This is a genomic window from Synechococcus sp. A10-1-5-9 (assembly GCF_047716785.1).
Taxonomy (GTDB): Bacteria; Cyanobacteriota; Cyanobacteriia; order PCC-6307; family Cyanobiaceae; genus Synechococcus_C.
This window is the reverse complement of the sequence record NZ_CP180406.1, coordinates 350,462-376,628: the sequence shown is the minus strand read 5'-3', so window position 1 is coordinate 376,628 and position 26,167 is coordinate 350,462. Positions and strand designations below refer to the sequence as shown.

General features: G+C 57.6%; 29 protein-coding genes. 15 read left to right on the top strand and 14 right to left on the bottom strand.

All coding sequences use genetic code 11. The features are described 5' to 3' along the window. Positions 1-29 precede the first annotated feature (29 nt). The 7 genes from rpsB to ACLM45_RS02340 all read right to left on the bottom strand — a co-directional run bounded on the left by rpsB (position 30) and on the right by ACLM45_RS02340 (position 5,631). Positions 30-749, bottom strand: a complete 720-nt coding sequence (rpsB, locus tag ACLM45_RS02370; RefSeq protein ID WP_415410385.1) for a 30S ribosomal protein S2 — start codon at positions 747-749, stop codon at positions 30-32. Positions 750-879: 130 nt separating this feature from the next. Continuing rightward, complete coding sequence (locus ACLM45_RS02365) at positions 880-1,812, bottom strand: glycosyltransferase family 2 protein (protein ID WP_415410384.1); 933 nt, start codon at positions 1,810-1,812, stop codon at positions 880-882. A gap of 88 nt (positions 1,813-1,900) precedes the next feature. Continuing rightward, a complete protein-coding gene (locus tag ACLM45_RS02360; RefSeq protein WP_006041287.1) occupies positions 1,901-2,056 on the bottom strand; it encodes a hypothetical protein in 156 nt (51 codons plus the stop codon). Between the two features lie 35 nt (positions 2,057-2,091). Then, entirely contained in the window at positions 2,092-2,823 is a 732-nt protein-coding gene (locus ACLM45_RS02355; RefSeq protein ID WP_415410383.1) for a DevA family ABC transporter ATP-binding protein, read from the bottom strand. Beyond that, the gene (gene devC, locus ACLM45_RS02350; protein WP_415410382.1) at positions 2,823-3,995 is read right to left on the bottom strand and encodes an ABC transporter permease DevC; all 1,173 of its coding nucleotides are present in this window, start codon (positions 3,993-3,995) and stop codon (positions 2,823-2,825) included. The genes ACLM45_RS02355 and devC overlap by 1 nt, the downstream gene beginning before the upstream one ends. Then, the gene (locus ACLM45_RS02345) at positions 3,992-4,882 is read right to left on the bottom strand and encodes an HlyD family efflux transporter periplasmic adaptor subunit (RefSeq protein ID WP_415410381.1); all 891 of its coding nucleotides are present in this window, start codon (positions 4,880-4,882) and stop codon (positions 3,992-3,994) included. The genes devC and ACLM45_RS02345 overlap by 4 nt, the downstream gene beginning before the upstream one ends. A gap of 14 nt (positions 4,883-4,896) precedes the next feature. Beyond that, positions 4,897-5,631, bottom strand: coding sequence for a phycocyanobilin:ferredoxin oxidoreductase (locus ACLM45_RS02340; protein WP_415410380.1), 735 nt, complete (start codon positions 5,629-5,631; stop codon positions 4,897-4,899). Between the two features lie 24 nt (positions 5,632-5,655). Between ACLM45_RS02340 and ACLM45_RS02335 the strand changes: the two genes are divergently transcribed. Beyond that, complete coding sequence (locus tag ACLM45_RS02335; RefSeq protein ID WP_415410379.1) at positions 5,656-6,963, top strand: M16 family metallopeptidase; 1,308 nt, start codon at positions 5,656-5,658, stop codon at positions 6,961-6,963. Continuing rightward, positions 6,960-8,216, top strand: coding sequence for a M16 family metallopeptidase (locus tag ACLM45_RS02330; protein ID WP_415410377.1), 1,257 nt, complete (start codon positions 6,960-6,962; stop codon positions 8,214-8,216). Before ACLM45_RS02335 ends, ACLM45_RS02330 begins: the two co-directional genes overlap by 4 nt. Here ACLM45_RS02330 and ACLM45_RS02325 read toward each other — a convergent pair. Beyond that, on the bottom strand, positions 8,208-8,435 hold the full coding sequence (locus ACLM45_RS02325; protein WP_415410375.1) for a DUF3148 domain-containing protein: 228 nt from the start codon (positions 8,433-8,435) through the stop codon (positions 8,208-8,210). The two genes, ACLM45_RS02330 and ACLM45_RS02325, sit on opposite strands and share 9 nt — an antisense overlap. Positions 8,436-8,491: 56 nt before the next feature. On the opposite strand from ACLM45_RS02325, the gene ACLM45_RS02320 reads away from it, so the two are divergent. From ACLM45_RS02320 to ACLM45_RS02305, 4 genes are read left to right on the top strand one after another with little or no spacing between them, the layout of a single operon-like run. Next, positions 8,492-9,064 carry a biotin transporter BioY gene (locus tag ACLM45_RS02320; protein WP_038004272.1) on the top strand — a complete coding sequence of 191 codons (573 nt, stop codon included), beginning with the start codon at positions 8,492-8,494 and terminating at the stop codon, positions 9,062-9,064. A 17-nt stretch (positions 9,065-9,081) separates the two neighbouring features. Next, positions 9,082-9,561: a signal peptidase II gene (lspA, locus tag ACLM45_RS02315; protein WP_415410374.1), complete on the top strand. Its 480-nt coding sequence runs from the start codon at positions 9,082-9,084 to the stop codon at positions 9,559-9,561. Continuing rightward, positions 9,539-11,707 carry a transglycosylase domain-containing protein gene (locus ACLM45_RS02310; RefSeq protein ID WP_415410372.1) on the top strand — a complete coding sequence of 723 codons (2,169 nt, stop codon included), beginning with the start codon at positions 9,539-9,541 and terminating at the stop codon, positions 11,705-11,707. Before lspA ends, ACLM45_RS02310 begins: the two co-directional genes overlap by 23 nt. 7 nt (positions 11,708-11,714) lie before the next feature. After that, positions 11,715-13,310 carry a YcjF family protein gene (locus ACLM45_RS02305; protein ID WP_006041276.1) on the top strand — a complete coding sequence of 532 codons (1,596 nt, stop codon included), beginning with the start codon at positions 11,715-11,717 and terminating at the stop codon, positions 13,308-13,310. Positions 13,311-13,406: 96 nt separating this feature from the next. Here ACLM45_RS02305 and ACLM45_RS02300 read toward each other — a convergent pair whose 3' ends face one another. Then, positions 13,407-14,852, bottom strand: a complete 1,446-nt coding sequence (locus tag ACLM45_RS02300; protein WP_415411325.1) for a pyridoxal phosphate-dependent decarboxylase family protein — start codon at positions 14,850-14,852, stop codon at positions 13,407-13,409. Between the two features lie 94 nt (positions 14,853-14,946). Here ACLM45_RS02300 and ACLM45_RS02295 point away from each other — a divergent pair, with 94 nt between their 5' ends. Continuing rightward, positions 14,947-15,420, top strand: coding sequence for a nucleoside deaminase (locus tag ACLM45_RS02295; protein ID WP_415411324.1), 474 nt, complete (start codon positions 14,947-14,949; stop codon positions 15,418-15,420). On the opposite strand, the gene ACLM45_RS02290 is transcribed toward ACLM45_RS02295, so the two are convergent. Beyond that, the gene (locus tag ACLM45_RS02290) at positions 15,362-16,558 is read right to left on the bottom strand and encodes a pyridoxal-phosphate-dependent aminotransferase family protein (RefSeq protein ID WP_415410371.1); all 1,197 of its coding nucleotides are present in this window, start codon (positions 16,556-16,558) and stop codon (positions 15,362-15,364) included. The genes ACLM45_RS02295 and ACLM45_RS02290 overlap by 59 nt on opposite strands. A gap of 97 nt (positions 16,559-16,655) precedes the next feature. Beyond that, entirely contained in the window at positions 16,656-17,180 is a 525-nt protein-coding gene (locus tag ACLM45_RS02285) for an allophycocyanin subunit beta-18 (RefSeq protein WP_006041270.1), read from the bottom strand. Between the two features lie 214 nt (positions 17,181-17,394). On the opposite strand from ACLM45_RS02285, the gene glnA reads away from it, so the two are divergent. Beyond that, the gene (gene glnA, locus ACLM45_RS02280) at positions 17,395-18,816 is read left to right on the top strand and encodes a type I glutamate--ammonia ligase (protein ID WP_415410369.1); all 1,422 of its coding nucleotides are present in this window, start codon (positions 17,395-17,397) and stop codon (positions 18,814-18,816) included. Between the two features lie 9 nt (positions 18,817-18,825). On the opposite strand, the gene ACLM45_RS02275 is transcribed toward glnA, so the two are convergent. Next, complete coding sequence (locus tag ACLM45_RS02275) at positions 18,826-19,095, bottom strand: hypothetical protein (protein WP_415410368.1); 270 nt, start codon at positions 19,093-19,095, stop codon at positions 18,826-18,828. Positions 19,096-19,242: 147 nt separating this feature from the next. Between ACLM45_RS02275 and ACLM45_RS02270 the strand changes: the two genes are divergently transcribed. From ACLM45_RS02270 to ACLM45_RS02260, 3 genes are all read left to right on the top strand, one after another. Next, a complete protein-coding gene (locus ACLM45_RS02270) occupies positions 19,243-20,313 on the top strand; it encodes a class I SAM-dependent methyltransferase (RefSeq protein WP_415410367.1) in 1,071 nt (356 codons plus the stop codon). Positions 20,314-20,380: 67 nt separating this feature from the next. After that, a complete protein-coding gene (locus ACLM45_RS02265; protein ID WP_415410366.1) occupies positions 20,381-20,698 on the top strand; it encodes a copper-binding protein in 318 nt (105 codons plus the stop codon). Between the two features lie 314 nt (positions 20,699-21,012). Further along, entirely contained in the window at positions 21,013-21,261 is a 249-nt protein-coding gene (locus tag ACLM45_RS02260) for a DUF6439 family protein (RefSeq protein WP_006041263.1), read from the top strand. Here ACLM45_RS02260 and ACLM45_RS02255 read toward each other — a convergent pair. Together ACLM45_RS02255 and ACLM45_RS02250 are read right to left on the bottom strand one after the other, a co-directional pair. Further along, entirely contained in the window at positions 21,221-21,685 is a 465-nt protein-coding gene (locus ACLM45_RS02255) for an ATP-binding protein (protein ID WP_415410365.1), read from the bottom strand. The two genes, ACLM45_RS02260 and ACLM45_RS02255, sit on opposite strands and share 41 nt — an antisense overlap. A gap of 83 nt (positions 21,686-21,768) precedes the next feature. Beyond that, complete coding sequence (locus ACLM45_RS02250; RefSeq protein WP_415410364.1) at positions 21,769-22,485, bottom strand: GUN4 domain-containing protein; 717 nt, start codon at positions 22,483-22,485, stop codon at positions 21,769-21,771. 39 nt (positions 22,486-22,524) lie between these two features. On the opposite strand from ACLM45_RS02250, the gene mnmH reads away from it, so the two are divergent. The 4 genes from mnmH to ACLM45_RS02230 are packed head-to-tail and all read left to right on the top strand — an operon-like array spanning position 22,525 to position 26,072. Continuing rightward, positions 22,525-23,580, top strand: a complete 1,056-nt coding sequence (mnmH, locus tag ACLM45_RS02245; RefSeq protein ID WP_415411323.1) for a tRNA 2-selenouridine(34) synthase MnmH — start codon at positions 22,525-22,527, stop codon at positions 23,578-23,580. Positions 23,581-23,608: 28 nt separating this feature from the next. Further along, entirely contained in the window at positions 23,609-23,998 is a 390-nt protein-coding gene (psb28, locus tag ACLM45_RS02240) for a photosystem II reaction center protein Psb28 (protein WP_006041259.1), read from the top strand. Continuing rightward, a complete protein-coding gene (locus tag ACLM45_RS02235) occupies positions 23,995-25,074 on the top strand; it encodes an AI-2E family transporter (protein ID WP_415410363.1) in 1,080 nt (359 codons plus the stop codon). Before psb28 ends, ACLM45_RS02235 begins: the two co-directional genes overlap by 4 nt. Beyond that, complete coding sequence (locus tag ACLM45_RS02230; protein ID WP_415410362.1) at positions 25,071-26,072, top strand: AI-2E family transporter; 1,002 nt, start codon at positions 25,071-25,073, stop codon at positions 26,070-26,072. The genes ACLM45_RS02235 and ACLM45_RS02230 overlap by 4 nt, the downstream gene beginning before the upstream one ends. Positions 26,073-26,167: the final 95 nt, after the last annotated feature.

Here is a 26,167-nt window from a genome sequence, read left to right as displayed (position 1 = left end):
GGCGGCGTGAACTTAGCGGCTCGAGGGACTCAGCCTTCGCTGTCGTCACCACCACGCTGTTCATTGGAGCCATGACGGCCTTCATTGATGGCATCGGCGAGACGGCTCAGCACCAGCTGAACGGAACGCACTGCATCGTCGTTGCAGGGGATGGGAACCTCGCAAAGATCAGGATCACAGTTGGTGTCCAGCATGGAGACCAGAGGAATATCCAATTTGCGGGCCTCGAGCACCGCATTGGTTTCACGACGCTGATCAACCAGCACCACTACATCGGGAAGACGACGCATGTTTTTGAGGCCGCCCAGATATTTCTGGAGACGGTCAAGTTCACGACGTAGAACGGCTCCCTCCTTCTTGGGACGCATGGCGATCGCTCCGCTTGCCTCCATGCGCTCAAGATCCTTGAGGCGATCGATTCTGGCTTTCATCGTGGTCCAGTTGGTCAGCATGCCGCCCAACCAGCGTTGATTGACGTACGACCCACCACAGCGTGTGGCCTCTAGAGCCACCACTTCAGAAGCTTGTTTCTTCGTGCCGACAAAGAGAAAACGTTTGCCGCTCCTTGCAGCAGAACGCACCCATTTGTAGGCGTTATTCATGCAGACAGCAGTCTGCACAAGATCAATGATGTGAACCCCATTCCGCGCGCAGTAGATGTAGCGCGACATTTTGGGATTCCAACGACGAGTCTGGTGACCGAAGTGGGCACCAGCCTCCATCATCTCAGCGAGAGTGACGACAGCCATAATTGTTTGAGGTTTCGGGTTGGCCTCCACCTGTCAGGGATCACGTGCGGGCTTATGCCCAGACGATCAGCACCCGAAACAGACAGGTGTGCGGTTTGAGAGAACCTCTTGAATTTATCAAACAGTCGGTTTAATGCAGACCGTTGGCCCTGGCCTCGCTGTAGAGAGCCTCAACGCCCAGTCGGTTCAAGGGGAGGCGCAGAAGTTCGAGGGCCAGAGAGGGCTGTCCTCGATGGATGAGCCAGGAGAGAAGCGGCTTGAGTGATCGCTCATTGACCAAACCTCCCAGGGTCAAAACGGACCAGAGAACCCTGTGCATCCAAGTGAACTGAATAATCATGCGCACTCGGCGACTGGGATGCTTTCTGTAGAAGACAAGGCCCATCCGCGCGCGCTCTTTCTCCACACGAATCAGATCGGGAATTTGCTCAAGCCGGAACGCGGGATGCCAGTGATAGCCGACAGCTTCAGGACAGCGAACGAGCTCCACACCCATCTGCCTCAGACGTTCACCAAGTTCAAGATCTTCCCAGCCATAGAGACGGAATCCCGTATCAAAAAGACCGGACTGCTCGAGAACGGAGCGGTCGATGGCAACGTTGCCGGTTGCGAAATAAGCCCAGGAGAGATCTCGAAGCTTGTGCCGCTCCTGCGTTGGATTCTCAAAATTCGCAGTATTGATCACAGCGCCGTAGGTGAAGCACAAACGATGTCCGCTTCGACGCCACTGAGCAGAGAGCGCTTTGGCATGACTGGCCAGAAACGTAGGTGTGACCACCAGATCACTGTCGATGAAGACAATGACGTCACCCCGAGCGTGACTGACGCCGCGGTTCCGACCTTCAGCGGGTCCACCGTGGCTCTGTTCGATCAGACGCATGCTGGGGAAACGACTGCTTGAGGCTCTCAACCAGTTCGGCGTTCCATCGGTGGAGCCGTCGTCGACAACGACCACCTCATAATTTTCAATCTCCCCACTTGGAGTCTGCCCTTCCAGTGCAAGCAGGCACTTCTCCAGGATCGAGCGTCGGTTGTAGGTGGGAATGACAACGCTGATGAACATCCGCGCTTCACGGTGATCCGATTGACGTCAGCCTAAGGGCACAAAAAAAGAGGGGGTAGCCCCCCCCCTCTGGTAGCAAAGCCGGAACTCAATCGGCGGCACCACCATTGTTGGCAGTCCCTGTGACACCGTTGCCAGCACCTTCGCCACGACCGTCATTGCGCATCTTGCGCTTCTTGAACTTGCGTGCGTAGGCGCGGTTGCGCTCCTGCTTTTCTTTCTTGAGGTTTCTGCGCTTGGACATGCGTTGGTTGAAACGATTCCTGTTGTCACCCCAACCTACTCAATGGCCTGAAAAAGGCGGCCATCTTCCATCCGCACCAAACGATCGGCCACATCGAGAATCCTGGGGTCGTGGGTAACCATGAGAACGGAACAGGATTGTTCCCTCGCCAAACGTTTCAACAATTCCACCACTTCTCGCCCCGTTGCGCTGTCGAGAGCGGCCGTGGGTTCATCAGCCAGCAAGAGTTTGGGCCTGGCGGCAAGCGCTCGGGCAATGGCGACCCGCTGTTTCTGTCCCCCTGAGAGATCGTGGGGGAGTTTGCCGAGCTCATCGTCCAGGCCAACAGCACGCAACCACTGCCTGGCTTGATCTCGCCGGCCCCGATAACTGAATCCGGGGAGAAGATCGGCACCCATCTGAACGTTCTGCTCGGCTGTGAGGCAACGGAGAAGATTGTGGCCCTGAAAGATCATCCCGATCCGGCGCCGAAGCCTCTGCCGCTGGCCCCGCCTAGCTCCCTGCAACTGCTGACCGAGCACGCGAACGTCGCCCTGCTGCACTTGACGCAAAGCTCCGATCAACGTGAGCAGCGTGGTCTTTCCACATCCGGATGGCCCTGTCAGAAGCACCACTTCACCGGCAGCGATCTCTAGATCAACTCCCTGCAACACCTGCCGACGGTTCGAACCCTTTCCGTACCAATGACTCAAGCCGCTGATACGCACACTGAGCTCCTGTCGAGAGCCTGGCTTGTGGATGGACTCTGAAAGCGCGCTGCTTTGCATCAGAAGATCTCCGCCGGGTCAGCATCCACGAGGCGACGCATCGCCAATCCCGCCGACGCCATGCACATAATCAAAATCATGGTGAACACTGTGAAAGCTCGGCTGAAATCCATGGCAACAGGAAGCTGGGTTGCATTCCTAACGAGCAGGTACAGACCTTGGCCGGCGGCATAGGCCGGCAGATATCCGAAGAGAGCAAGCAATAATCCTTCACGAACCACAACGCCGAAAAGTGTGTTGAGGCGATATCCCATTGCCATCAACGTGGCGTATTCAGGCAGGTGATCACTCACATCGGAATAGAGCACCTGGTAAACGATCACACACCCCACCACGAAACCCATGGCGGCTCCGAGGGTGAAGATGAAGCCAATCGAAGTACCGGTTTTCCAATAATTCTGCTCAAAATCGATGAAGCCTTGTTTTGTCAAAACGGAGACGTCATCTGGGAGCAAGGTCTTGAGGCGCTCCACAGCCAATGCAGGGTCTGCATCGGCCTTGAGGCGAATCAATCCCACCTCAATGCTTCCAGGGGACGTGTTGGGGAGCAGTTCAAGGAATGTTTCGCTGCTGGTCAGCAGATTTCCATCGGCACCGAAGGACGTTCCAAGTCCAATCAGGCCGGCAACACGAATACGCTTGCCAGCAATTTCGCTTTCCACAACGCGACCTTCGCGGAACCACTCAGCAACAGGCCCGAACTCAGGACGCGATTTTTCATCAAACAGAACTCTGCCTTTTTGAGTGAGCTTCTTGGCTTTGGGCGACAAAGTCGGATCGGTAAATAAGGGATCACCAGGTTCGAAGCCGAGAGCAAGAATGGATCGAGTTCCACGGGTTTCAGGATTTCGCCAGAGGAGAAGATTCCAGTTCACAGGAGTAATGCCTTCCACTTCCGGAAGCGCCATGGTCTGTACAAGCCGCCTTTTAGGAAAGCCAGCCATACTCACCGAACTGGTAGAACGCGGGCTGATTAGAACAATGTCGGCATCAAATAAGCGATGCACTGTGACACTGGCATCAAACAATCCGTCCCTGAATCCCAACTGCATGAACATCAGGATTCCAGCAAAACTGATTCCAGCTAGAGCAACAGCCAAGCGCACAGGCTGTCGGATCAACATCAGTGAAGCCAGGGGAATGCCTCGGCTAGACCAGAATCCACCGCTCATTGGGCTTTGAAGCGAGCAATCACTTTCAGACCAGCCAACGTTTCAACCCGACGTGCTGAATCGCGATCAAGGCTCACCTGAACCTCGACAACCCTGGCATCGGCATCACCTGTGGGGTTGGTGGACAACACCTCCCGTTGTCTCACCTGGGGGCTGATGCGTTCGACGCGCCCCGTGAGGCTTCCTTCAAATCCACCGTGCTCGCTAACAAGCGTCACCGGATCATCAACAGCAATCCGGTTGATGTCGGATTCATACACCTCAATCAAGGCCTCCATCGACTGGCTGGCGCCCACTTCGAGCACACCATCGGCACCGGGACGCTCCCCGACCCTGGCATGCAATTTGAGCACGGTGCCATCGATCGGAGACTTCAGTTCACTATCCGCCAGGTCGGCTTCAAGGATGCGACGTTCGGCGATCAACTCGATGCGCTTACGTTGAGACAGCGTCAAGGCGTTCTGCTTCTCTTCAAGAATCACCATCGAAGCGGCGCCAACTCTGGCAGCCTGTGAATAGCGCAATACCTGTCGGCGAAGCAAAGGAATTTCCGTCTCCACAGAGCGAATCTGAGCATCAAGAGCCGAAAGATCAGCTTCAATCTGGGGGCGGCTATCGAAGACAGCCAGCACCTGGCCACGGGTGATCGCATCCCCCTCATTCACCAGAAGCTTCGAAACTCGGGGGGTGCCTCCGAAGCCGCTGACCGGTGCCGCAAGGCGGCGAATCTCTCCAAGAGGGCGAAGTCGTCCCAGAGCCGCCACAGCCTCCGGTGGTCGGGGCACATCGGTCTGAGGAGCCTCCGCGACAACAGTGGCAGACCGTTGGAGATAAACAACAGTCCCAACGATGACGAGGAACGAGAGCGTACCCGCCCCGATCCACATCGCCCGACGAGAGATCAAGGGCAGGCTGGTTCGTCGAAAAGAAGCTCTTCGATGTACCGATCGGCCCAAATCGTTCCGAAGGCTTTCTCCAGAACCCGCCGGGTTTTGTCGTTGCGTTTCTGTTGCTGGCAATACGACACCTGCCCGTGGTATCTGGCAATCGTAAGCGGATCGCTGGCCTCCGATGGTTGTGCACACTCCACAGCACGACTCAAGATGCTCAGGTAGGTCTCAACAAGCGCCACAAACCAATCCTGTTCGACGCGATTGGCAGGTCTGATAAAGCACACGAATGGTGAAAAAATCGTGGCCCAGGCAGGGAGATCACGAACCTGTTCAAAGTCAGGAATGTCGATGTTGCTGAGGCCTGCGCCGATCGCAGCAGGGAGGTGCTCACCAACGGGAGAAAGATCAACGATGGCCGCGGAAATGCCGGCTGGACTGGCAACGATGTCAGCTCCGAACACAGGAAGATCGAAGCGTGGGTCAGGGAAGAACACGCAGTGGAGAATCTGCAGGCCGACTCCGAGTCGGGCCGTTTCGAGATGCATCTTGCGCAGTCCGCGACAGCTGTGCACCTCATTGCGGATGAACAAGGCCTCCCCATCAAGACTGCCGATGATCTCCTCGAGATCCGCAGGAATCGCGCGGTCCTGTAACTCGGGAAGGCGCTCACGACACCGACGGATGCGATCGGCCAGGGACACCAGCAACGGATGAAGCTCCGGGCCACTCGAGGACTCAGGCATCAATCCGATCCGTCATTGCACAGAATGGGACTTTGCCACGGGACCCTGACAGCGATCTCATCCGGTCCTCCACTGGAATACTTCACTTTCACAAACGGCAGCACCCTGGTGTCCGCAGATCTTCCGGGAGCCAGTCTCATCTGCCTTGATTTCTGGTGCCGGGGGGGCAGCTTCTGGGAACAGAGCGGTGAAGAGGGCATGGCTCACTTTCTCGAGCACATGGTGTTCAAGGGGAGTGAACGGTTGCAACCAGGTGATTTCGACCGCCAAATCGAAGCTCTCGGCGGCAGCAGCAACGCCGCCACCGGTTTCGATGACGTGCACTTCCATGTTCTTGTTCCACCCAAGGAAACATCAGCAGCGTTGGACCTGTTGCTTGATCTGGTCCTGCATCCCTCCCTCGATGAAGGTTCGTTCTCCATGGAGCGTGAGGTGGTACTGGAGGAAATTGCCCAGTACCGCGATCAACCCGATGATCTGGTGTTTCAGAAAGTGCTGGAACGCTGCTTCCCTAAACACCCCTATGGGCGCCCGGTCCTGGGAATCGACTCCAGCCTGAAAGGAATGAACCCCCAGGGAATGCGTCACTATCACCAACGCCGCTACCAGGGTCCGAACTGCTGCCTTGCCGTAGCTGGAGCCATTCCTACTGACCTGATCAGCCAAGTCCGGGGGAGCGCGCTCACAGCATTGAGCAATGGGGCTGATACCTCACTTCCGAACCCGCCTGGCGAAGGCAGCCGCTCAACGGAGCAGCTGCCTTTTCAAAGCGGAAGGGAATGCCACAGATTTCCCAGGCTTGAGTCCGCGCGCTTAGTGATGGTCTGGCCAACCGCTGCAGCTTCCGATCCAATCGGAGTAGCAGGAGCAGACTTAGCGACGACGATTCTGTCTGAAGGTCGCAGGAGCCGGCTGGTGCAACGTCTCCGCGAAGATCTGCAGATCGTCGAATCCATCGACATGGACGTGACGACACTCGAGCAGGGAAGCCTGGTGATGCTGGAGGCATGCTGCCCGGAAGAACAGTTGGAACGGGTTGAACAGGAGATCAATCAGGAACTGCTGCGCAGCGCCGAGGAACCGATGCTGGAGGAGGAACGGAGCCGGGCTCTGCAACTTGTGGGCAATGGCTACCGCTTCAGCCTTGAAGCCCCGGGATCGGTGGCGGCCTGCGCAGGCTCTCAGGCCGTTTGGGGGCGGCAGCGGCAGCTGCTTGATCCACTCAACGATCTCGAACTGTGGAGTGCGACGGCTCTGCAGGAGCGAGTGATGCAACGACTCCAGCCAGACCAGGCGTTCACCTTGATCGCCCGCCCTGCGGAAACAATATGAACGGAATCACTGAGTTGGTCATTGACCCGGTCGCAACGACCGGCGTCTTATCCGCAAAGCTCTGGATCCGACGGGGAAGCGGTGCAGATCCTCTCGGACAGCGGGGAGGCCATCAACTCCTCGGCTCCGTTCTCAGTCGCGGCTGTGGACCGCTGGACCATGTCCAGCTGGCGGATTTGGTGGAGGGCTGCGGAGCAGGGCTTCGTTGCGATACCCATGAAGATGGAATTCTGGTGAGCCTCAAATGCACGCAAACCGATGCCGAAAGGCTTCTGCCGATTCTTGGATCGATGCTGCAGCAGCCGCATCTGAACCCGGCTCAGATTGCGCTGGAAAAGGAACTCAGCCTTCAGGCTCTCCAACGGCAGCAGGAAGATCCTTTCCAACGCGCTTTTGATGGTTGGCGACAACTGGCCTATGGCCAGGGTCCCTATGGACACGATCCTCTCGGGGTCCCGGGGGATTTAGAGAGCCTTCATCACGATCACCTCACCGCCCTTGCAGACAGACTCAATGACGGTGGATCTGTTCTAGCCCTGTCCGGAACGCTTCCTGAGGGAATTCAGACGATTCTGCAGAGCTGCGAAGAATCAGGCAGGCGAGAGAAGACCTCACACTCACCAGACTTGACAGCCGATCCAGGACAACCAGACAGTTCGTTGACACTGAACCCAGTGGAGACGGAACAGGTTGTGATGATGCTCGGTCAAGCCACCTTGCCCCACGGCCATCCGGATGATCTGGCGTTGAGAGTGCTGCACGCACACCTGGGATCGGGGATGTCGAGCCTTCTGTTCAGACGTCTCCGGGAAGACCATGGTGTTGCTTACGACGTGGGAGTTCACCATCCAGCCAGACAGCATTCGGCTCCTTTCGTGATGCACGCCTCCACAGGCGTGGAACGCGCGCAACTGAGCCTCGAACTGTTGATGAAGAGCTGGGAGGAGCTACTGGACACTGTGATTGCAAAGAGGGATCTTGATTTGGCAATGGCCAAATTCCGAGGACAGCTCGCTCACGCCTCCCAGACCACGGGCCAGCGGGCGGAGCGTCGTGCTCAGCTCCGCGGGCTGGGGCTACCGGATGATCACGATCGCCGCTGTCTCGATCAACTCGACAACCTCACAGGTGTCGATCTCAGAACGGCAGCCCGCCAGCACCTGAAGAAGCCGACGCTCAGTCTTTGTGGGCCCAATTCAACTCTGAACAGACTCGAATCCGTTTGGGGAAATGGACCATTTCCGTCAACTTGACGCTTGATTGTCGACAAGGGACAACGCATCAACCGCCAAGAGAAATGTTCCGCGGGAGAAACGCACTGCGACGGTTTCTGCAGGGTGCAGAGAAACAACGATGCCGACGTCATCGAGATCCACGAGATCGGGAGGACGGAGCATCGGCATCGGATCCGCTGTCTTCAGGTAGGGCTGGGCGCGGAGCAGTCGCACATGGTCACCAATGGAAACGGTCATGAAAGCTGGGCAATGCCTTCCTCTTACAGCAGGATGGTGCCAGCTGACGACTGCCCGTGAGGGCTATAGCCACGTGGAGCGGCGCTGTCGCCGGACTGTTCCTGATTCTTGTGGGGAGCCTCATTCAGGCTGCCCTGGTGATTCCATTGCCTGAACTCCCGCCACCGGTGTTGTCTCTGCCCAGTACCTGGCAGGTTCCGGCACTGCTCATCTGCTCCCTGGTGGCAGGACCTCGAGCTGGTGTGATCGCTTCGGTTGCTTACCTGACCATCGGTCTGGTCGATCTCCCTGTGTTTCACGGTGGCGGGGGCTTTGCTTACGTGCTCACACCGGGGTTCGGATACCTAGCGGGATTTGTTCCCGCAGCATGGCTGACAGGACGGTTGTCCCAGCAGAGCGGCATGAATGACATCACCCGACTCACGTTGGCCGCCATGACGGGTCTGCTGATCATCCAAGTGTGCGGTCTGCTCAATCTCATCATCGGTGCTGAGTTCGAACGATGGCAGGCCCCCCTTGCCGAACTCTTGTTCAGTTACAGCCTGGGACCTCTGGCCGCTCAACTCGCTCTTTGCTGCGCGGCGGGTCTTCTGGCCCGAGGGATCCGGAGTCTCCTGTGGGTGGAATGAACGCAGCAGGACGATCAATGAAACGCAGCCACCGTTCTTTAGGGCGCGGATCACTGCTCCTCATCAGCGCCTTGATGGTGATTCTTGACCAGTGGAGCAAGTACTGGGCTCATTCCACCTTGATCCTTGGAAGGCCGGTGTCGTTCATTCCCGGATTTCTGCAGCTGCGTCTCGTTCAGAACAGTGGAGCCGCTTTCAGTTTGTTCACCGATTCCACGCTCTGGCTTGGTGTGCTCAGCTTGCTGGTGACGCTTGGAGTCACAGGCTGGATCTGGAGTCAGCCCAAACGTGGTCTTTGGATGGGACTGGCTCTCGCTTTTCTGCTCGGGGGAACCCTCGGCAATGGTATTGATCGCTGGCGATTGGGTTATGTCACCGATTTTCTTGAACTGATTCCGATCAACTTCCCCATTTTCAACTGGGCTGATGTCGTTATCAATCTCGCCGTCATCAGCTTCGCCATCGACGCCTTCCATGAACGCCATGGCAACGCCTAATTCAGAGGATCAGGGCACGGCCCGACTGACCATTCATCAGCACGACTGCCCCGATCACAGCCTTCATTTGCATGGAGAGGGGTACCGAATCGGTCGCGATCATGACTTGGAAGTCTGCATCGAGCATCCCGCCGTGAGCAGGCAGCACGCGATGCTGCAGCGCCGCAATCGGCGGTGGCGGCTCCAGGATCTGGACTCAACCAATGGGCTCTGGTGGAAGGGTCGCAGGGTCAGGGACATTGAGCTGAAAGACGGCGACCGAATCAGCCTGGCTCCTTCTAGTGAACCCGGAGCACCAACCCTCCTGTTTGAAAACCCAGCCGATCGTGCTGTGCAGCGGTTCCGACGCTGGCTCGGCATCGGACTTCTATTGGCCCTCGGAGGATCAGGCACCCTGCTGCTTCTGGCTGGCCTGGATGTTCCCGTTCGGGGACGACTGGCCACTGTGCGCGGACCGGTGGCCATCTACGACGGCAACAACAAACCTCTTGATTCCGTTGATTCCAGTCGCCACCGCGAACTTCCCTCTCTGTCGGATTTTTCACCATTTCTGATCAACGCTCTGCTCAGCAGTGAAGACAACCGTTTCTGGTGGCACCCAGGAGTTGATCCGATTGGAACGGTGCGGGCCTTCGCCACAAACCTGAGTGGTGGCAAGGTTCTGGAAGGTGGAAGCAGTCTCACCCAGCAACTGGCCAGAAGCCTTTACCCGGATCTGGTCGGGGAGGGGGACACTCTGGGCCGGAAATGGAGAGAACTGCTCGTCGCCCTGCAGCTGGAAAGTCGCTTCAGCAAAGGTGAACTTCTTCTGAGCTACCTCAACAGGGTTTATCTCGGCGTGGGATGGGGCTTCGACGATGCAGCCCGAACTTTTTTCAACAAATCAGCCGGATCGCTCACGGTGGAGGAAGCGGCGCTGTTGGTGGGCCTGTTGCCATCGCCCAACGGCCATGACCCCTGTCAGTTTCCGCAGCGAGCCCTCGAAGCCCGCAACAGGGTTCTCAACAAAATGGCCGACGCCGGCCGTCTCTCCTTGGATGAAGCACGCGCTGCGCGGCGTCAGGCCATCAAGCTGGCTCAAACTGCCTGCAGCAGCAAAGCCACCCGTCGATCCGCTCCCTTTTACACCGACCAGGTTCGAAGAGACCTGACGGCTTTGGTGGGCCCCGAGGTGGCAGCGGAAGGCAATTTTCTGATCGAAACCTACCTTGATCCGGTTCTTCAGAGCGTGATTGAGCGGCGCCTTCGCAACCTGATCAGCAATGCCGGCGGACTTGGTGTCAGTGAGGGAGCTGCGGTCGTGATCGATAGTCGCAGTGGTGGAGTTCTGGCAATTGCGGGTGGACGCGACTACCGATTCAGTCAGTTCAATCGAGCCTCCATGGCGATGCGACAGCCAGGAAGCACCTTCAAGCTCATGACGTACCTCGCTGCTCTGGACCGAGGAATCAAGCCCGGTGAGAGCATCGACTGCAGCGCTATGGAATGGGGGGGACAGCGGTTTGAAAGTCCTTGCAAAGGGCGTCTGACACTCACCAACGCTTTTGCGTCGAGCAGCAACACCGCTGCTCTACGACTGGCCAAGCGTGTGGGACTCGAGCAAGTGGTCCGTCAGGCCCGTGCCTTAGGAATCACAACCCCTTTGGACCCTGTTCCCGGTCTAGCTCTCGGGCAAAGCGAGGTGCGCTTAATCGAGCTCACGAGCGCCTATGCCGCCGTGGTCAACAAAGGGCTGTGGAAACCACCCACCACCATCCGACGTCTCTTGGATGCTGAAACCTGCCGACAGGACAATCAGCTGGGATGCACCAGTCTCAGTGGCGCAACAGGGAACAGCGTCAATGCCGGCCGTCAGGCCATCCGTCCAGAGGTTGCCAAACAGATGCAGGCCATGCTGAGAGCGGTGGTGAGAAACGGCACAGGAACAGGAGCGTCTCTTGGAGGTCAGGAAGGAGGAAAAACCGGAACCACCAATGACGGGCGCGATCTTTTGTTCATCGGCTACGAACCAAGTCGTCACTGGGTGCTGGGTATCTGGCTAGGAAACGACGACAACAGCCCATCGACCAGTTCAAGTGCTCTTGCGGCCTCGCTCTGGGGCGAGATCATCCGATCGGCAGGACGCGGCGGGCTCAATACGCGATAACAAGCGGATGAAACAGCAGACCCGCTTGCTACTGGCAGGAACCGCTGCTCTGGTCGCTTTGATGGTGATCGGCTTGGTGCTTCAGGCCATCCGCAACCTGCTTTGGGATCTCAGCTACTGGCTACCCCCATGGCTCGTTGGCCCCGTACTTCTCATCGGGACAGTGCTCCTGGTGGCGGCACTGATCCAAGTGGGTGTTCCGTGGCTGAAACGCTGGAAGCAAGGACGCCGCTCTCAGGTGGCGGACTCTGATCGCCCCGAACCACCTGGCAACCGACGGGAAGCAGCCCGTCAGAGTCTCGACAGTGTGGACCGACTTCTCGCTCGACTTCAGGACGATGTCGCGCGCCGATCATTGCAGGAAGAACGGGAGCGGGTGGCTCAGCAACTCGAGCGTGGCGATCTGGAAGTGGTGGTGTTCGGGACCGGATCAAGCGGAAAGACCTCCCTGATCCGGGCCCTGTTGCAGGACATCGTGGGCAAGGTTGGGGCATCCATGGGATCGACCAATGAAATCCGCTCCTATCGCCTGAGACTGAAAGGCTTGGAGCGAGGCGTGCTTCTTGTGGATACACCCGGAATCCTTGAAGGTGGACAGGATGGCCGCACCCGCGAGCAACAAGCCAGACGAAGGGCATCGCGCGCTGATCTGATGTTGGTTGTCGTGGATGGTGATCTGCGCAGCCAGGAACTGGCCGTTGTCCAAAGTCTCTCTGGTCTTGGCAAAAGGCTGCTCCTTGTCCTGAACAAATGCGATCTGAGGGGTGAGGAAGAGGAGCGACGGCTGATGATGCTGCTGCGGGAACGCTGCCTGGGATGGCTGGCCCCCGAGGATGTCGTCGGCACGAGTGCAGCACCCCAGTCGCTGCCGAGACCAGGCCAGAAACCTCTCCAGCCACCTGCGGAGGTCGGGCAGCTGCTCAGACGCCTGGCCGTCGTCCTGCATCAAGACGGCGAGGAGCTGCTTGCCGACAACATCCTTCTTCAGTGCCGATCGCTTGGTGAGACCGGCCGCAGCCTTCTCGATCGGCAAAGGGAGAGGGAGGGCCGTCGCATCGTCGATCGCTACACGTGGATCAGCGCAGGTGTGGTGGCAGCCACTCCCTTACCGGGAGTGGATCTGCTCGGAACAGCTGCGGTCAATGCCCAGATGGTGATGGAGGTGGCTGCTGTGTATGGCGTTCAACTCACGCGTGCAAGGGCGCAGGAATTAGCGATCTCAGTGGGGAGAACGTTGGCAGGCCTTGGCGTTGTGAAAGGTGGAGTGGCCATCATTGGAACAGCACTGAGCGTGAACCTTCCCACGCTTCTGCTGGGCAGGGCAGTCCAGGGTGTGGCGGCTGGATGGCTCACCAGGATCGCCGGTGCCAGCTTCATCACGTTCTTTCAACAGGATCAAGATTGGGGCGATGGCGGCGTTCAAGACGTTGTGTTGAGGCATTACGACCTCAACCGTCGCGATCGCTCACTGAAGGAATTTCTGGAGACTGCGCTGCGACGGGTGGTGGACCCCCTTCAACAGCAGGTGAAGAAACGACTTCCGCCCCGACCAGGGCCTCAGGCGGAGGGGGACGCATCGGACCGCGGCTATCGAGAACCGTGATCAAACCGAGATAGAGCACCCCGATCAGAATCGAAATAGCGCCGGTGAGCACTGCGATCCACCGACCTCGTTTCGGTTGTGCCTCAGATCCTGCCATCAGTGAACACTCCGAACGATCGATTGATTGATGTTCATCCCCAAATGTTTGATCAGCGCATCGGACGTATGTGGATTGCCTAGGACAACCTTGATGTGGTGACGCCCCCGGTAGCAGGGTCTTGACACCATGATCTGTTCATCGAGTAGACGCTGACGAAGTTGAGCTGACCAACGATCACATTGGTCAGCATCAGTATTTTTCGGTGCACAGGCCAACAGATGAAGCGGACCCGAAACAACATCCAGCGCCTGACCGTCAAGGCTTTGCTGCAACCGCTCTTTGCGTGCCAAAGCATTGCTCAGAAGCGAGTCGATCCCACCCATTCCGAGTTGACGCAATCCGAGCCAAAGCTTGAGGATTTCTGCTGGCCTGCTTCCCTGCAGTCCGATCTCACCACCATGGGCACCAACGGTGGCAGGCTCCATGTAAGGAAGTCCGGTTCCGAACGCAGCGTGAAGGGTGGACTGATCGCGAACCAGCAACAGGGAGGACGTTTTGGCGATCCCGAGCAGTTTCTGGGGATTCACGGTGATTGAATCGGCCTCTTCTAATCCGTCCACCAGTTCACGGGTCTTCCCCGACAGTGCAAAGACAGCGCCGATGGCGCCATCCACATGCAACCAGGTGCCATGGTTGCGAGCGATCTCCGCAATCGCACGCAAGGGGTCGATCGCACCACGAACCGTCGTGCCAGCCGTGGCGACAATGGCCAGACATGGACGTTTCGCAACCGCGAGAAGGTTTAGTTCGTATTGAAGAGCATCCAGCCGAAGACATCCACTGGCATCGACGGGAATCCGCCGTAGTGCATCGGCGTTCAAACCCATCACCCTGCAGGCCTTGGCCAAGGACACATGGGCATCGTCGCTTGTCAGAACGACAGCTTCAGAGACTGCATTCAGCCCAAGAGAATGTCGCGCTGTGACCAGAGCAGTGAGGTTGCTCAGAGTGCCGCCACTGGCAGCGACGCCTCCCGATCCCATCGGGAGGTCGAAGCAGGACGCAAACCATTCACAGAGTTGGCGCTCCAGTTGCGAAAGGCTCGGTGAGAGTTCCTCAGCGAGAAGATTGTTATTAAGTCCCGCACAGATCAGTTCCGCAGCAATCGAGGCCGTGTTTGGGGGTGGATCCAAATGGGCCAAGGCACCGGGATGGGAGGGTTGGTAAGCACCATCCATGACCTGCTGAAGATCATCCAGAAGACGCTGTGCCCCAAGCCCTTCCGTTTCGGGAAAGGCATCAGGAAGCAAACGGAGCGAAGGCAGGGGTGAGCGCTGGTTTGCGGTTCCGAACCATCGACAAAGTGAGGCGCAGGCCTCTTCCAGAAACCTCTGCAACTGAGGATCAAGGGCATCAGGTGATGCAAAGGCAGCCAACGGGTCCAACGCTTCAGAAGATGTCCGAGCAGGGCCGTGCAAGTAAGAATTGCGATCAAAAACCATTGTCACCTGTGGTGGCACATTGGATGGAAAGCAGGGATGAACGGCCGTGCGGGCGGACCCGGTTCAGCTGACAGACAAGACGTTGAAAGCGTGGATGCAGCGACTGCTCAAACGGGCTGAGCGCGTGGGAGCGACTGGAGAGATTCCTGTCGCAGCTGTTCTTCTCGATGAAGCAGGACGGTGCATTGGCCACGGTTCCAATCGCAGAGAAACCCACAGCGACCCCCTCGGTCATGCGGAATTGATGGCGTTACGTCAGGGCGCCTGGGTCCTCGGTGACTGGCGCATGAACCACTGCACCTTGTTAGTGACTCTGGAGCCATGCCCGATGTGTGCCGGTGCTCTCGTGCAAGCCAGAGTTGGACAGGTGATTTTCGCTGCCAAAGACCGCAAGCGCGGTGGGCTTGGCAGCACGATCAACCTCGCTGACCATGAAAGCGCCCACCACCACATGCACGTGATTGGGGGAGTCATGGAAGAGGAAGCCTCTGCGCTCCTGGCGGGCTGGTTCAGGCAGCGACGCAGGATCCTTCGCGGAAACGAGGAAGCTCAGACTCAAACAAATTGAGGAGCCGATCCACATTCTCTGGAGTGGAGTTGTAACCCATCAAACCGATTCTCCAGATCTTTCCTGCCAAAACACCAAGACCACCGCCAACTTCGATGCCATGGGTATTGAGCAGATGAGAGGAGAAAGCCTTTCCATCCACATCGTCGGGGATCTTCACGGTTGAGAGGGTAGGCAGCCGTAGTTCCTCAGGTACATGCATTTCAAGCCCAAGGGATTGCAGTCCATTCCAGAGCGCTTCGGCATTGCGGCGATGCCGTGCCCAGGCATTCTCCAGCCCTTCCTCAGCCAGCAGGCGTAGGGCCTCACGCATTCCGAAGTTCATGTTCACGGGTGCTGTGTGGTGATAAACCCTGTCACTTCCCCAGTACTGATTCAGCAAGGAAACATCCAGATACCAATTGGGAACCTTGTCCTTGCGTGCAGCAAGTTTGGCTTCCGCGCGGGTGCCCATGGTGAAGGGTCCCAAACCAGGAGGGCAGCTCAGGCCTTTTTGACTGCAGCTGTAAGCCATATCAACCTTCCACTCATCTAGATAAAGGGGAACACCACCGAGTGAGGTGACTGTGTCGAGGAGAAGCAGACAGTCGTGCTGACGGCAGAGATCACCAACTCCATCCATGGGTTGGCAGACGCCTGTGGAGGTTTCGGCATGAACCATTGCCAGAATCGCAGGCTTGTGATGCTCCAGGGCGGCGGCCAACTCATCAAGAGTGAACGCCTCGCCCCATGGCTTTTCGATCACCCGAACATCGGCCCTGTAACGGCCTGCCATGTCGGCAAGACGATTTCCGAAATACCCCTTAACCGCTACTAAGACCCGATCTCCGGGCTCGACTGTGTTTGCCAGGGTGGCTTCCATCGCCGCGCTCCCCGTGCCACTCATGGGCAAGGTGAGCCGATTGTCGGTCTGCCAGGCGTAGCGGAGCAACTCCTGAACCTCACCCATCAGATCGACATAGAGAGGATCCAGATGACCGATCGGAGTTCTCGCCAGTGCAGATAGAACTGTTGGATGGGCGTTTGAGGGACCGGGACCCAGCAAGAGGCGGTCAGGGGTATTGATAGGGCCAACGGATCGGCGATGGCGCGATTCGACCTGGGGAAGAGAGTGCGTCATCGGCAGGCCGGAAACCATCATTCAATGGCGGAAGCCTACGCAGCGAGAGGGCCGATTTGAGCGAGAAAGCACTGTTCCGATGCCGCTTGAAACGAACGGAAATTCCTTGAAGGAATCAGCGTTGGCGAACGTCGCTTGCAGCCAGCCCTGCAGCCATGTGCTCAAAAGGCGAGCGAGCCAATCCAAGGCAATTCGACGGAACTCCTTCCGAGAGGAGACGCTCACAGAGAACATCAGCGAGGAGAACCATGCTTCTGACCGTCGGACCGGTCGGTACTCCCAGACTCTTATAGGTATCGTCAAGCCCGTTTAGGACCCGCTCGTTCAGGATCGTGCTGTCGCCAGCGATTAAGGCATAACTGGCATAACGCAGGAAATAATCCATGTCACGAAGACACGCCGCCAGACGCCGTGTGGTGTAAGCGTTTCCACCGGGGAGTAGCAATTCCGGATCCCCTTGAAACAGTCGCTGACTGGCTTCACGGACAAGATCTGCCGCTTCCCTGTTGATCAACTCAACAGCCTTCAGCCTGATGGTGGATTCATCGAGATAAGCCTCAATCCGATCGATGGCAGAACGATCGAGATAGCGGCCAAGCTGGTCGTAACGACCAATCAATCCGGTGATGGCATCGCGCATGCAGAACCCTGGCCACGTTGGCCGGAAGCTAACACCACCATCGACGCAAAAACCCTTCCAGCGCGTGGGATCCCGGGAACTTGACAGAAACGGTTACCAAGGGAGCACCAAGCCCTTATGAATAGTGACAAGAGAAAAAATGTACTGACGGATACAAAACGGGTGCACATCGATCCCTACGTTCAAATCGCTATCCAAAGAACCACTGACGCCAATGGCTACGACCGCCCAGGATGTGCTCCGTCAGATCAAGGATGAAGGCATTGAACTCATTGATCTCAAGTTCACCGACCTCCACGGCAAGTGGCAGCACCTGACCATCTGTTCCGATCTTCTGGAAGCAGAGTCCTTCAACGAGGGACTTGCCTTTGACGGATCCTCAATTCGCGGATGGAAGAGCATTGACGCGTCCGACATGGCGATGGTGCCAGACCCATCAACGGCCTGGATCGATCCGTTTTACAGCCACAAGACTCTCAGCTTGATCTGTTCGATTCAGGATCCGCGAACCGGCGACGCTTACGATCGCTGCCCGCGTGCTCTCGCTCAGAAGGCACTGGCCTACTTATCAGGCAGCGGTCTCGCTGACACGGCCTTTTTCGGACCTGAGCCTGAATTCTTCCTGTTCGATGACGTGCGATACAGCTCCAGCGAAGGAGGAAGCTTTTACAGCGTTGACACCATCGAAGCCGCCTGGAACTCCGGACGGCTCGAAGAAGGCGGAAACCTTGGCTACAAGATCCAGTTAAAAGAGGGATATTTCCCCGTTTCACCCAACGACACAGCGCAGGACATCCGTTCTGAAATGCTGCTCGTGATGGCCCAACTTGGGATCCCCATCGAAAAGCATCACCATGAAGTTGCCGGTGCAGGGCAGCACGAACTAGGCATGAAATTCGCCGAGCTGATCCAGGCGGCGGACAACACCATGACCTACAAATATGTCGTTCGCAATGTGGCGAAGAAGTACGGCAAAACCGCCACATTCATGCCCAAGCCAGTGTTCAACGACAACGGCAGTGGCATGCACGTGCACCAGAGCCTCTGGAAAGGAGGCCAACCGCTGTTCTTCGGCGAAGGCACTGAGGCCAACCTGTCCCAAACTGCCCGCTGGTATATCGGCGGGATCCTCAAACACGCGCCTTCATTCCTCGCATTCACCAACCCCACCACCAACAGCTACAAGCGCCTGGTGCCGGGCTTCGAAGCACCAGTCAATCTCGTGTACTCCGAAGGCAATCGCTCAGCTGCGGTGCGTATCCCTCTGACTGGACCCAATCCCAAGGCCAAGCGCCTTGAGTTCCGCTCCGGAGACGCACTGGCCAACCCTTATCTGGCTTTCTCCGCCATGATGATGGCCGGCATTGATGGCATCAAAAATCAGATTGATCCGGGCGCTCCCACGAATGTGGACCTCTTCGAGCTGTCCGCAGAACGCCTGAGTGAGATTGACACGGTTCCAGCCTCACTGAATGGTGCTTTGGAAGCGCTCAATGCTGATCATCACTACCTCATGGAAGGTGGTGTGTTCACCAAAGACTTCATTGATAACTGGATCGATTTGAAGTACGAGGAGGTTCAGCAGCTTCGCCAGCGTCCGCACCCCCACGAATTCACCATGTACTACGACGCCTGAACCCAGGCATCAGCGGTGCCGCAACTGAGCCATGGCGCTGTCGCGGAGATGCCTTTCGTGCATCCTGCGACGCGCCCACAGCTCTTGCTGAGCAGCGGCACTGCGCTGATCCAGCACTTGGAGCCCCCCACGTTGCACATGGGCAGCTTCTTCACGGGCAATCACGTGAGCATGGTGATCGGCCCACGCCAAATACTCCGCAGCTGCTCGTTGACGACGCTCCAGCACATTGCCGGAGTACTGAATGACCGGAGATGTTGCTTGCGCTTGCTGCATCATCGCTAAGCCTCTTTGTGGATGATTCAATTCTGTAGCAACCGCTACTCGTTTCCCTTCTTCTTCACAAATTGTTCTGTGGAAACGCAAGCCACGGCCACAGTGAGCTCCAGGATCGACTGGAATGATTTGGTTTGATCAGGCCAAGTCATGGCGCCCAGCATCACCGAAATCGCGTATCGGACCCTTCAGCAGGGACGAAGCCTCGCGGGGTTGGTGCATAAGGAACTGAGCACCAAGGTGATGGAGGCTGTGGCTCCCGATGTCGTTCCGCAGACCCAGCCGGTTCCAGCGGAGATGATGAATGCCCTGAGGAAGTCACTCGATGCCCTGCAAGACCGTGACTGGAAGGATGCTGCGGCAGGGATCTATCCGCAATCCCTTCTCTTTGACATCCCCTGGTTGGAATGGGCTGAACGCTATCCCCGGGTGTGGCTAGACCTTCCTTCCAACTGGTCCAGACGTAGAGCCAGAGATGTGCAAGATCTTCCGGATCTTTCCAATCGCGAGCTCTATCCCGAGTACTACCTCCAGAACTTTCACCACCAAACCGATGGGTACCTTTCAGACCACTCGGCAGAGCTCTATGACCTCCAGGTCGACATCCTGTTCAATGGCGCCGCCGATGCGATGCGCCGCAGGATCATTCCCTTCCTTCAAGCCGGTCTGAAGCACTTTTCCAACCGCAACCCAGGGAGTCTGCGCATCCTCGATGTCGCCACCGGGACAGGACGAACCCTTCATCAGATCAGAGCGGCACTCCCTACATGCACGCTGATCGGGGTCGACCTCTCCGAGGCCTACCTGCGTCAGGCCAATCGTTGGTTAAATCAAAACCGCAGCAGCCTTGTTCAGCTTGTGCAAGGAAATGCCGAACGCATGCCCTTCGATGAGGGCGGCTTTCAAGCCCTCACCTGTGTGTTTCTGATGCACGAACTGCCCGCTGAGGCCAGGCAGGCCGTCCTTCAAGACTGTTACAGGCTTCTAGAACCAGGAGGGGTCCTGGTACTCGCCGACTCGGTTCAGCTGAAAGATTCCCCCCAGTTCGACGTAGCCATGGACAATTTCCGTCGCGTGTTTCACGAGCCTTACTACCGCGATTACATCAGTGACGACATTGATCAGCGGCTTCTGGACGCAGGATTCTGCAATCTGCAGGCAGAGTCGCACTTCATGACGCGGGTGTGGTGCGCAACCAAGCCGGACTCCGGCACGAAGTGATTCCCTGACAGACAGTCTTGCAAGGGTGGTACGACCCCATAAGGTGCAGTCAATTGTGTGACCACTGATGACGAATCCTTTCCGGATCCGCTGGTTGCAGGGCTGGACCTTTCAGTTGGTGTTGATGGAGGGCAAAGTTCAGGTAGAAGCGCATGGCTTTGGAATCTGTCTGCGTACTGCCGTTCACCCAGGCGAAAGTCCCTGTTCAGCGGCAGATCGACTAGTCCTCGCAGAAGATCGTCGTCGTCGGGCCCTTCACCAGGCCTGGATCAAGGGGAACACGCTCACGAACACCAGCGGCACTGATGTTCCTCCCCTGGATGGTGCAATCCCAGAACCCCCCGATTCCCTGGTTGTCGTGCAGCAGTCTCTCGTTGCTGTCTGAATCAACTTCGGCTTAACCACCATCCGACCAGGAGTCCAGGCCCACTCCATCGCAGGGCCTTCCAGAGGAGTTGACCTCGTTCTCGATTGACAAGCCAACGAAATCCCTCTGGGTCGGCGTCAACGCATTGCTGAATCAGTTGACGCTGCTGCCTCCGACGCCTGGATTTGAGATCTGAGCCTTCCCATTGTCTGGGCTGCAGACCTGCAAGCCGGCTCAAATGATGAAGAGCTCGTTGCTGAAACCGGTGAAGCTTGGTCACCGCTGTCACGCGTCGCCCATTCAGACTAGAAAAATATTACGCACGGATCGGCGTGACAGTGAATCCCTGGCCTGACGGTGCCGTGGAGCAAGCCAAGGCTCTGCATCAATCACTCAGCATTGGAGACCGCGATTGGCACCGGCTGAAATCCAATCCGGATCGACGGGGAGCGGAGCTGCTTGCTGCAGCACTGACTCAGCTCCTCCAGACAGGCGATCGCGGCGATGTGGAAGCACTGACCGAACAGGCGCTGGGATGGATCAGACGAGAACTGAAAGATCCCGGCTGCCCACACCGTTGACCACAGCAGATGATCGTCCTGGTCGACGACATGCGAGCTGAACACGGTTACCGCGCGAGCTCCAGCGGATGTCATCAAAACACTGATGCATCAGGAACAGTCCCCGACCATGATTCGCATCCAATTGCTCAGGCAGATAGGCGATACGCGCGGGGCCTGGAAGCCCATCGCCCTCATCTTGGATCTGCCAGATCAACCAGTTGGGAGTGAGAATCCTGCGGATGCGCAGACATTTGTCAGGGTCACCTGCATTGCCATGACGCACGGCATTCACAATGGCCTCCTGCAATCCCAGCTGCAACCTGCAAGAGGTTTCCTGGCAATCAACAGGATCGAGAAGCAGCTCCAGCAGAGGGCTTAACTGCAACGTTGAGGGGAGGATGAAATCAGCCCACCGAAAGACAGGCAGATAGCGGCTGAACATTCGGACTGATCCATCCTTCTTCGACCATAACGAGGGATGAAGACCATGCCAAACACCAAGGAGGCTGGAGGCCTCCCCAGAACTCAAACTCTGGGCTGAAGTCCAGGATGAGACAGCAATGCATCCATCAGACGGACACCGCGAAGCTGATTGATCAATGGCATGTGCCCTTCCGGTGCATCCATGGACCACTGGAAAGCGCCTGGATACCGGGTCCAGGTGCCGTCAAGTTTCCAGCCGATTCTCGGCCAAAGCCTGTCATATCGACCATCCAAAGCCTTCAGCAGTCGCGCCTGAACCGTGAATCCGAAGCGGCCCTGTGAGTAGGCGATCCAAAGCCGATCCAGAGTGGTCAGGTCGAGTCCTTCCATGGGTGGCACCTCGCTGAAATACACGTAACCCCGCTTCACGGCCTGATCTCCTGCAAGCTCACGCAGCACGCAACTGGTCAGACGATCGGCTTCTTCGAAGTCCTCATCAAGCAACGCTCGCTGCATTGGGCCGTAGTCGATACCTCGAGCCGATGGGGCTTGGAACCAGCCACCCGATTCAACTCCGGGAATTCGGGCGAGAGCGTCAGGTTGGTGTCGGCGAAGAACTTGGAGGATCCACCCGGCGGCCCAGTCATCCCCACTGCGTTCATAGGGCTTCAGAGCATCTGTTGCAACGTCAGCCAAGGCATCGGCAGACTTCTCCAGCGCAAGTGCTGTCGCGCGACGCTGCCGGGCCGAGCCGTTCGCGAAGCGGTCGAGGAGCTTGTCGATGCTGAGATCTTGAGCTGGAGTTCTTCCGGAGAGCATGACGTCCTGCCGGCTCGGCAGGGTCGACGTTGGCCCACTATGTCAGGCATGGGCATCACGACAGCAGTCAGTGTCGAGGCATTCCGCGAAGCGGCAGGTCCGCTGGTCGACGTTCGCACCCCCAGGGAGTTCGCTCAAGGTCATTGGCCCGGAGCCATCAACATTCCTCTCTTCACGGATGAGCAGCGCCACGAAGTCGGGCTCACCTACAGGCAGCAGGGTCGCCATGCTGCGATCCAACTCGGTTTAACCCTTTGCGGCCCTCGCCTAGGGGATCTGTCGGAATCCCTCACCCGAACCGCTGGGGGAGCAGCGCAACCCCTACGCCTCTACTGCTGGCGAGGCGGGATGCGATCCAACAGCATGGCCTGGCTGGCGGGCTTGAGTGATCATCCGGTCTGCCTGCTTGAAGGCGGATACAAACGTTATCGGCAGTGGGTGCTTCAGAGCTTTGATGCTCCCTGGCCCCTCAAGGTGCTCGGAGGACGCACAGGCACCGGCAAGACAGACCTGCTTCTGGAGCTGGAAGGTCAAAACGTGGCAGTGGTGGACCTGGAAGGCCTTGCCCATCACCGCGGAAGCAGTTTCGGCAATCTCGGACTGCCTGAGCAACCAAGCACGGAGCATTACGAGAATCAACTGGCCGAGACGCTTGAAGGACATGCGCGCCGGAGAGCCTCTGAAATCTGGCTTGAGGCCGAAAGTGCCCAGGTTGGCCGCTGCAGAATTCCTGGGGCCCTGTTTCAGCAAATGCAGTTAGCCCCTGTTCTTGAAATCCGCCGCAGTGATCAGGAGCGGATCAACCGTCTCGTGGATGTGTACGCCGTGCACGACGCAACCGCCTTGCGGGAAGCGACCGAACGAATCCAGCGGCGGTTGGGGCCTCAGCGCACACGGGTCGCCCTTGAAGCCATCGATCAGCAGCGCTGGGACGATGCCTGCTTGGCAATGCTCGCTTACTACGACGGTTGCTATGACCGGGAGCTGGAACGCAAGCCAGCGTCTTCAACGATTGACCTGGAGGGAATCGATCCCAAAGAAGCAGCCGAACTTCTGGTTGAACGAGGCGTCGTCACAGCAATGGTCTGCTCTTAAGATCGCGGCTTGCGCGGTAGATCGATCCATGGCAGACGGCGACAAGGCAGCGATTCAGTTCTTCCGCGGTACAGATGAACCCGTTGTGCCTGATATCCGGCTCACCCGCAGCCGGGATGGACGGACCGGTCAGGCCACATTCATCTTTGAGCAACCTGAGGCTCTGGCTCCTGAAACTCTCGGCAATATTGCTGGAATGTGGATGGTGGATGAGGAAGGTGAGATGGTGACCAGAGAGGTCAATGGCAAATTCGTCAACGGCAAGCCATCGGCCTTGGAGGCCACTTACACCTGGAAAACGGAGCAGGATTTTGAACGCTTCATGCGTTTTGCTGAACGCTACGCAGAGACCAAAGGACTCGGTTATTCGCAAAACTCGAGTGACAATGAAGGCGCCGACGAAGAATCTGAAGTGTGAAGTTTCAGCATTGGCTTGGGTTAGCGGCATTGCTGATTTCCGGGCTACTGCTCTGGAGCCTGCGTGACGTTCTGATTCACCTCTTCGCAGGGGTTGTGTTGGCAATGGCTCTCTGCACTTTGGTGGGAGCCCTGCGTGAGCGCTGGTCCCTTCCGAGGCCATTGGCACTTCTGGTGTGTTTGCTCGGGTTGGCGTCCGTGGTCGCCATCGCGGTGGCGGTGATTCTTCCTCCGTTCTTCAGCCAGTTTCAGCAGCTCCTGCTGCAACTTCCGGCTGCCGCCAGGGCACTGCAGCAGATCATCACCGGATGGCTGAATTCTGCTTCATCCCTTGTTTACGGCCAGGACGCTCAACCTGCGTTCACCCCGTCGAATCTCTCCAACGGCCTCTCGGGACTCCCGAGCGGCTCGGCTCTTGCCTCTGGAGTGACCGGAAGCCTTAAAGGAGTTCTTGGGTTGGCAGGAAATGTCGGCAACGGTCTTGTTCAGCTGCTGTTCGTGATTGCTGTGACCTTGATGGTCAGCATCCAGCCGATGGCCTATCGGGAGGTGGGGATTCAGTTGGTTCCCTCGTTCTATCGACGCAGAGCGAGAAGCATCCTGCTCCAATGTGGTGAAGCGCTCAGCAGCTGGATGATCGGTGTGTTGATCAGCTCGTGCTGTGTGGCAGTGCTTGCCGGCATTGGCCTGACGCTACTCGGCGTCAAACTGGTTGTCGCGAACGCACTCCTGGCTGGTCTTCTCAACGTGATCCCAAACGTGGGACCAACCCTCAGCACGGTGTTTCCCATGTCGGTTGCCCTGGTGGACGCGCCTTGGAAAGCTCTTGCCGTCTTAGCTCTTTACGTGGTGGTTCAGAACGTTGAAAGCTACGTGATTACTCCTTCAGTGATGCAGCACCAGGTGAATCTGCTTCCGGGTCTCACGCTCACTGCCCAATTCATCTTCACGGTGCTTTTTGGCCCACTGGGTCTGCTGATGGCCCTGCCGCTCGCGGTTGTCCTTCAGGTGATCATCCGTGAAATCGTGATTCACGACCTTCTCGACCCCTGGAAAAAGAGACGGGTTAACGCATGAATCCTCGCAACCTGCTGGCTGCTCTCACCTTGGTGGTGCTGGCCCTGCTGGTGTGGCAGCTGCGTTGGGTTCTCCTCGTCCTGTTTGGTGCTGTCGTGCTTGCTGTCGCTCTGGATGTGCCGGTGCACATGTTGATCAAACGCTTCAGCATGCAACGTCCCCTGGCACTCCTTCTCGTGGTGGTGGTGCTGGCAATCGGTGGAATGGTGGTCATGCGCCTGCTTCTACCAGAGCTGATCACGCAGTTCGGGCAGCTCACGTCTCTTCTGCCAAGCCTTCTTGGGAAAGTACGCACCATCCTGTCAAGCCAGCCCCTGCTTGCGGAACTGAATCAATCCATTCCAGACCAGTTCAGCTGGGACAAGGTTCAACCCGTGGGGTTTCAGCTCCTGGGAGTCGCCGGTGGAGCTGCCAACGGCTTCATTCAGGTTTTGCTCATGAGCCTTCTTGCTGTTCTCCTCGCCCTTGATCCCGAAGCTCATCGCCGCATGGTGATCGCGGCGACTCCAAGGCCTGCACGGGACGCCGTGGCTGAAGTGCTCAACCGTTGCAGGGCGGCACTCGGAGGATGGTTGGCTGGAATGACACTCTCGGCAACAGCCGTCTTTCTTCTGACCTGGGCCGGTCTGGCCGCCCTGCAGGTTCCTCTTGCATTGCTGAGTGCCTTGGTCTGCGGCGTTCTCACTTTTGTCCCCACAATCGGCCCAACCGCTGCCACGGTTCTTCCCCTGGGAATCGCCCTGCTCATCTCTCCGACCCTGATGGTGCAGGTGCTGGTGCTGCGATTAGTGATTCAAAACCTCGAAGCCTTCCTTCTCACTCCCATCCTTTTGCGCAGAACCGTGAATCTGTTGCCCACGGTGGCACTCACGTCTCAACTCAGCCTGGGAGCACTGCTCGGACTTCCAGGCGTTCTCTTAGCGCTCCCTCTCGTCGTTGTACTTCAGGTGGGGATGGAGCAGATCGTGGTCAAACGCATCATGGACCGATGGACATAGCCATCAACAACAGATGCCAGGGCGGAGCTACAGCTACTTCTCGCTGTAGTCCTCCAATTGGCGTTTTTGGTCGTTGAGCTGACGCAATCTCTCGA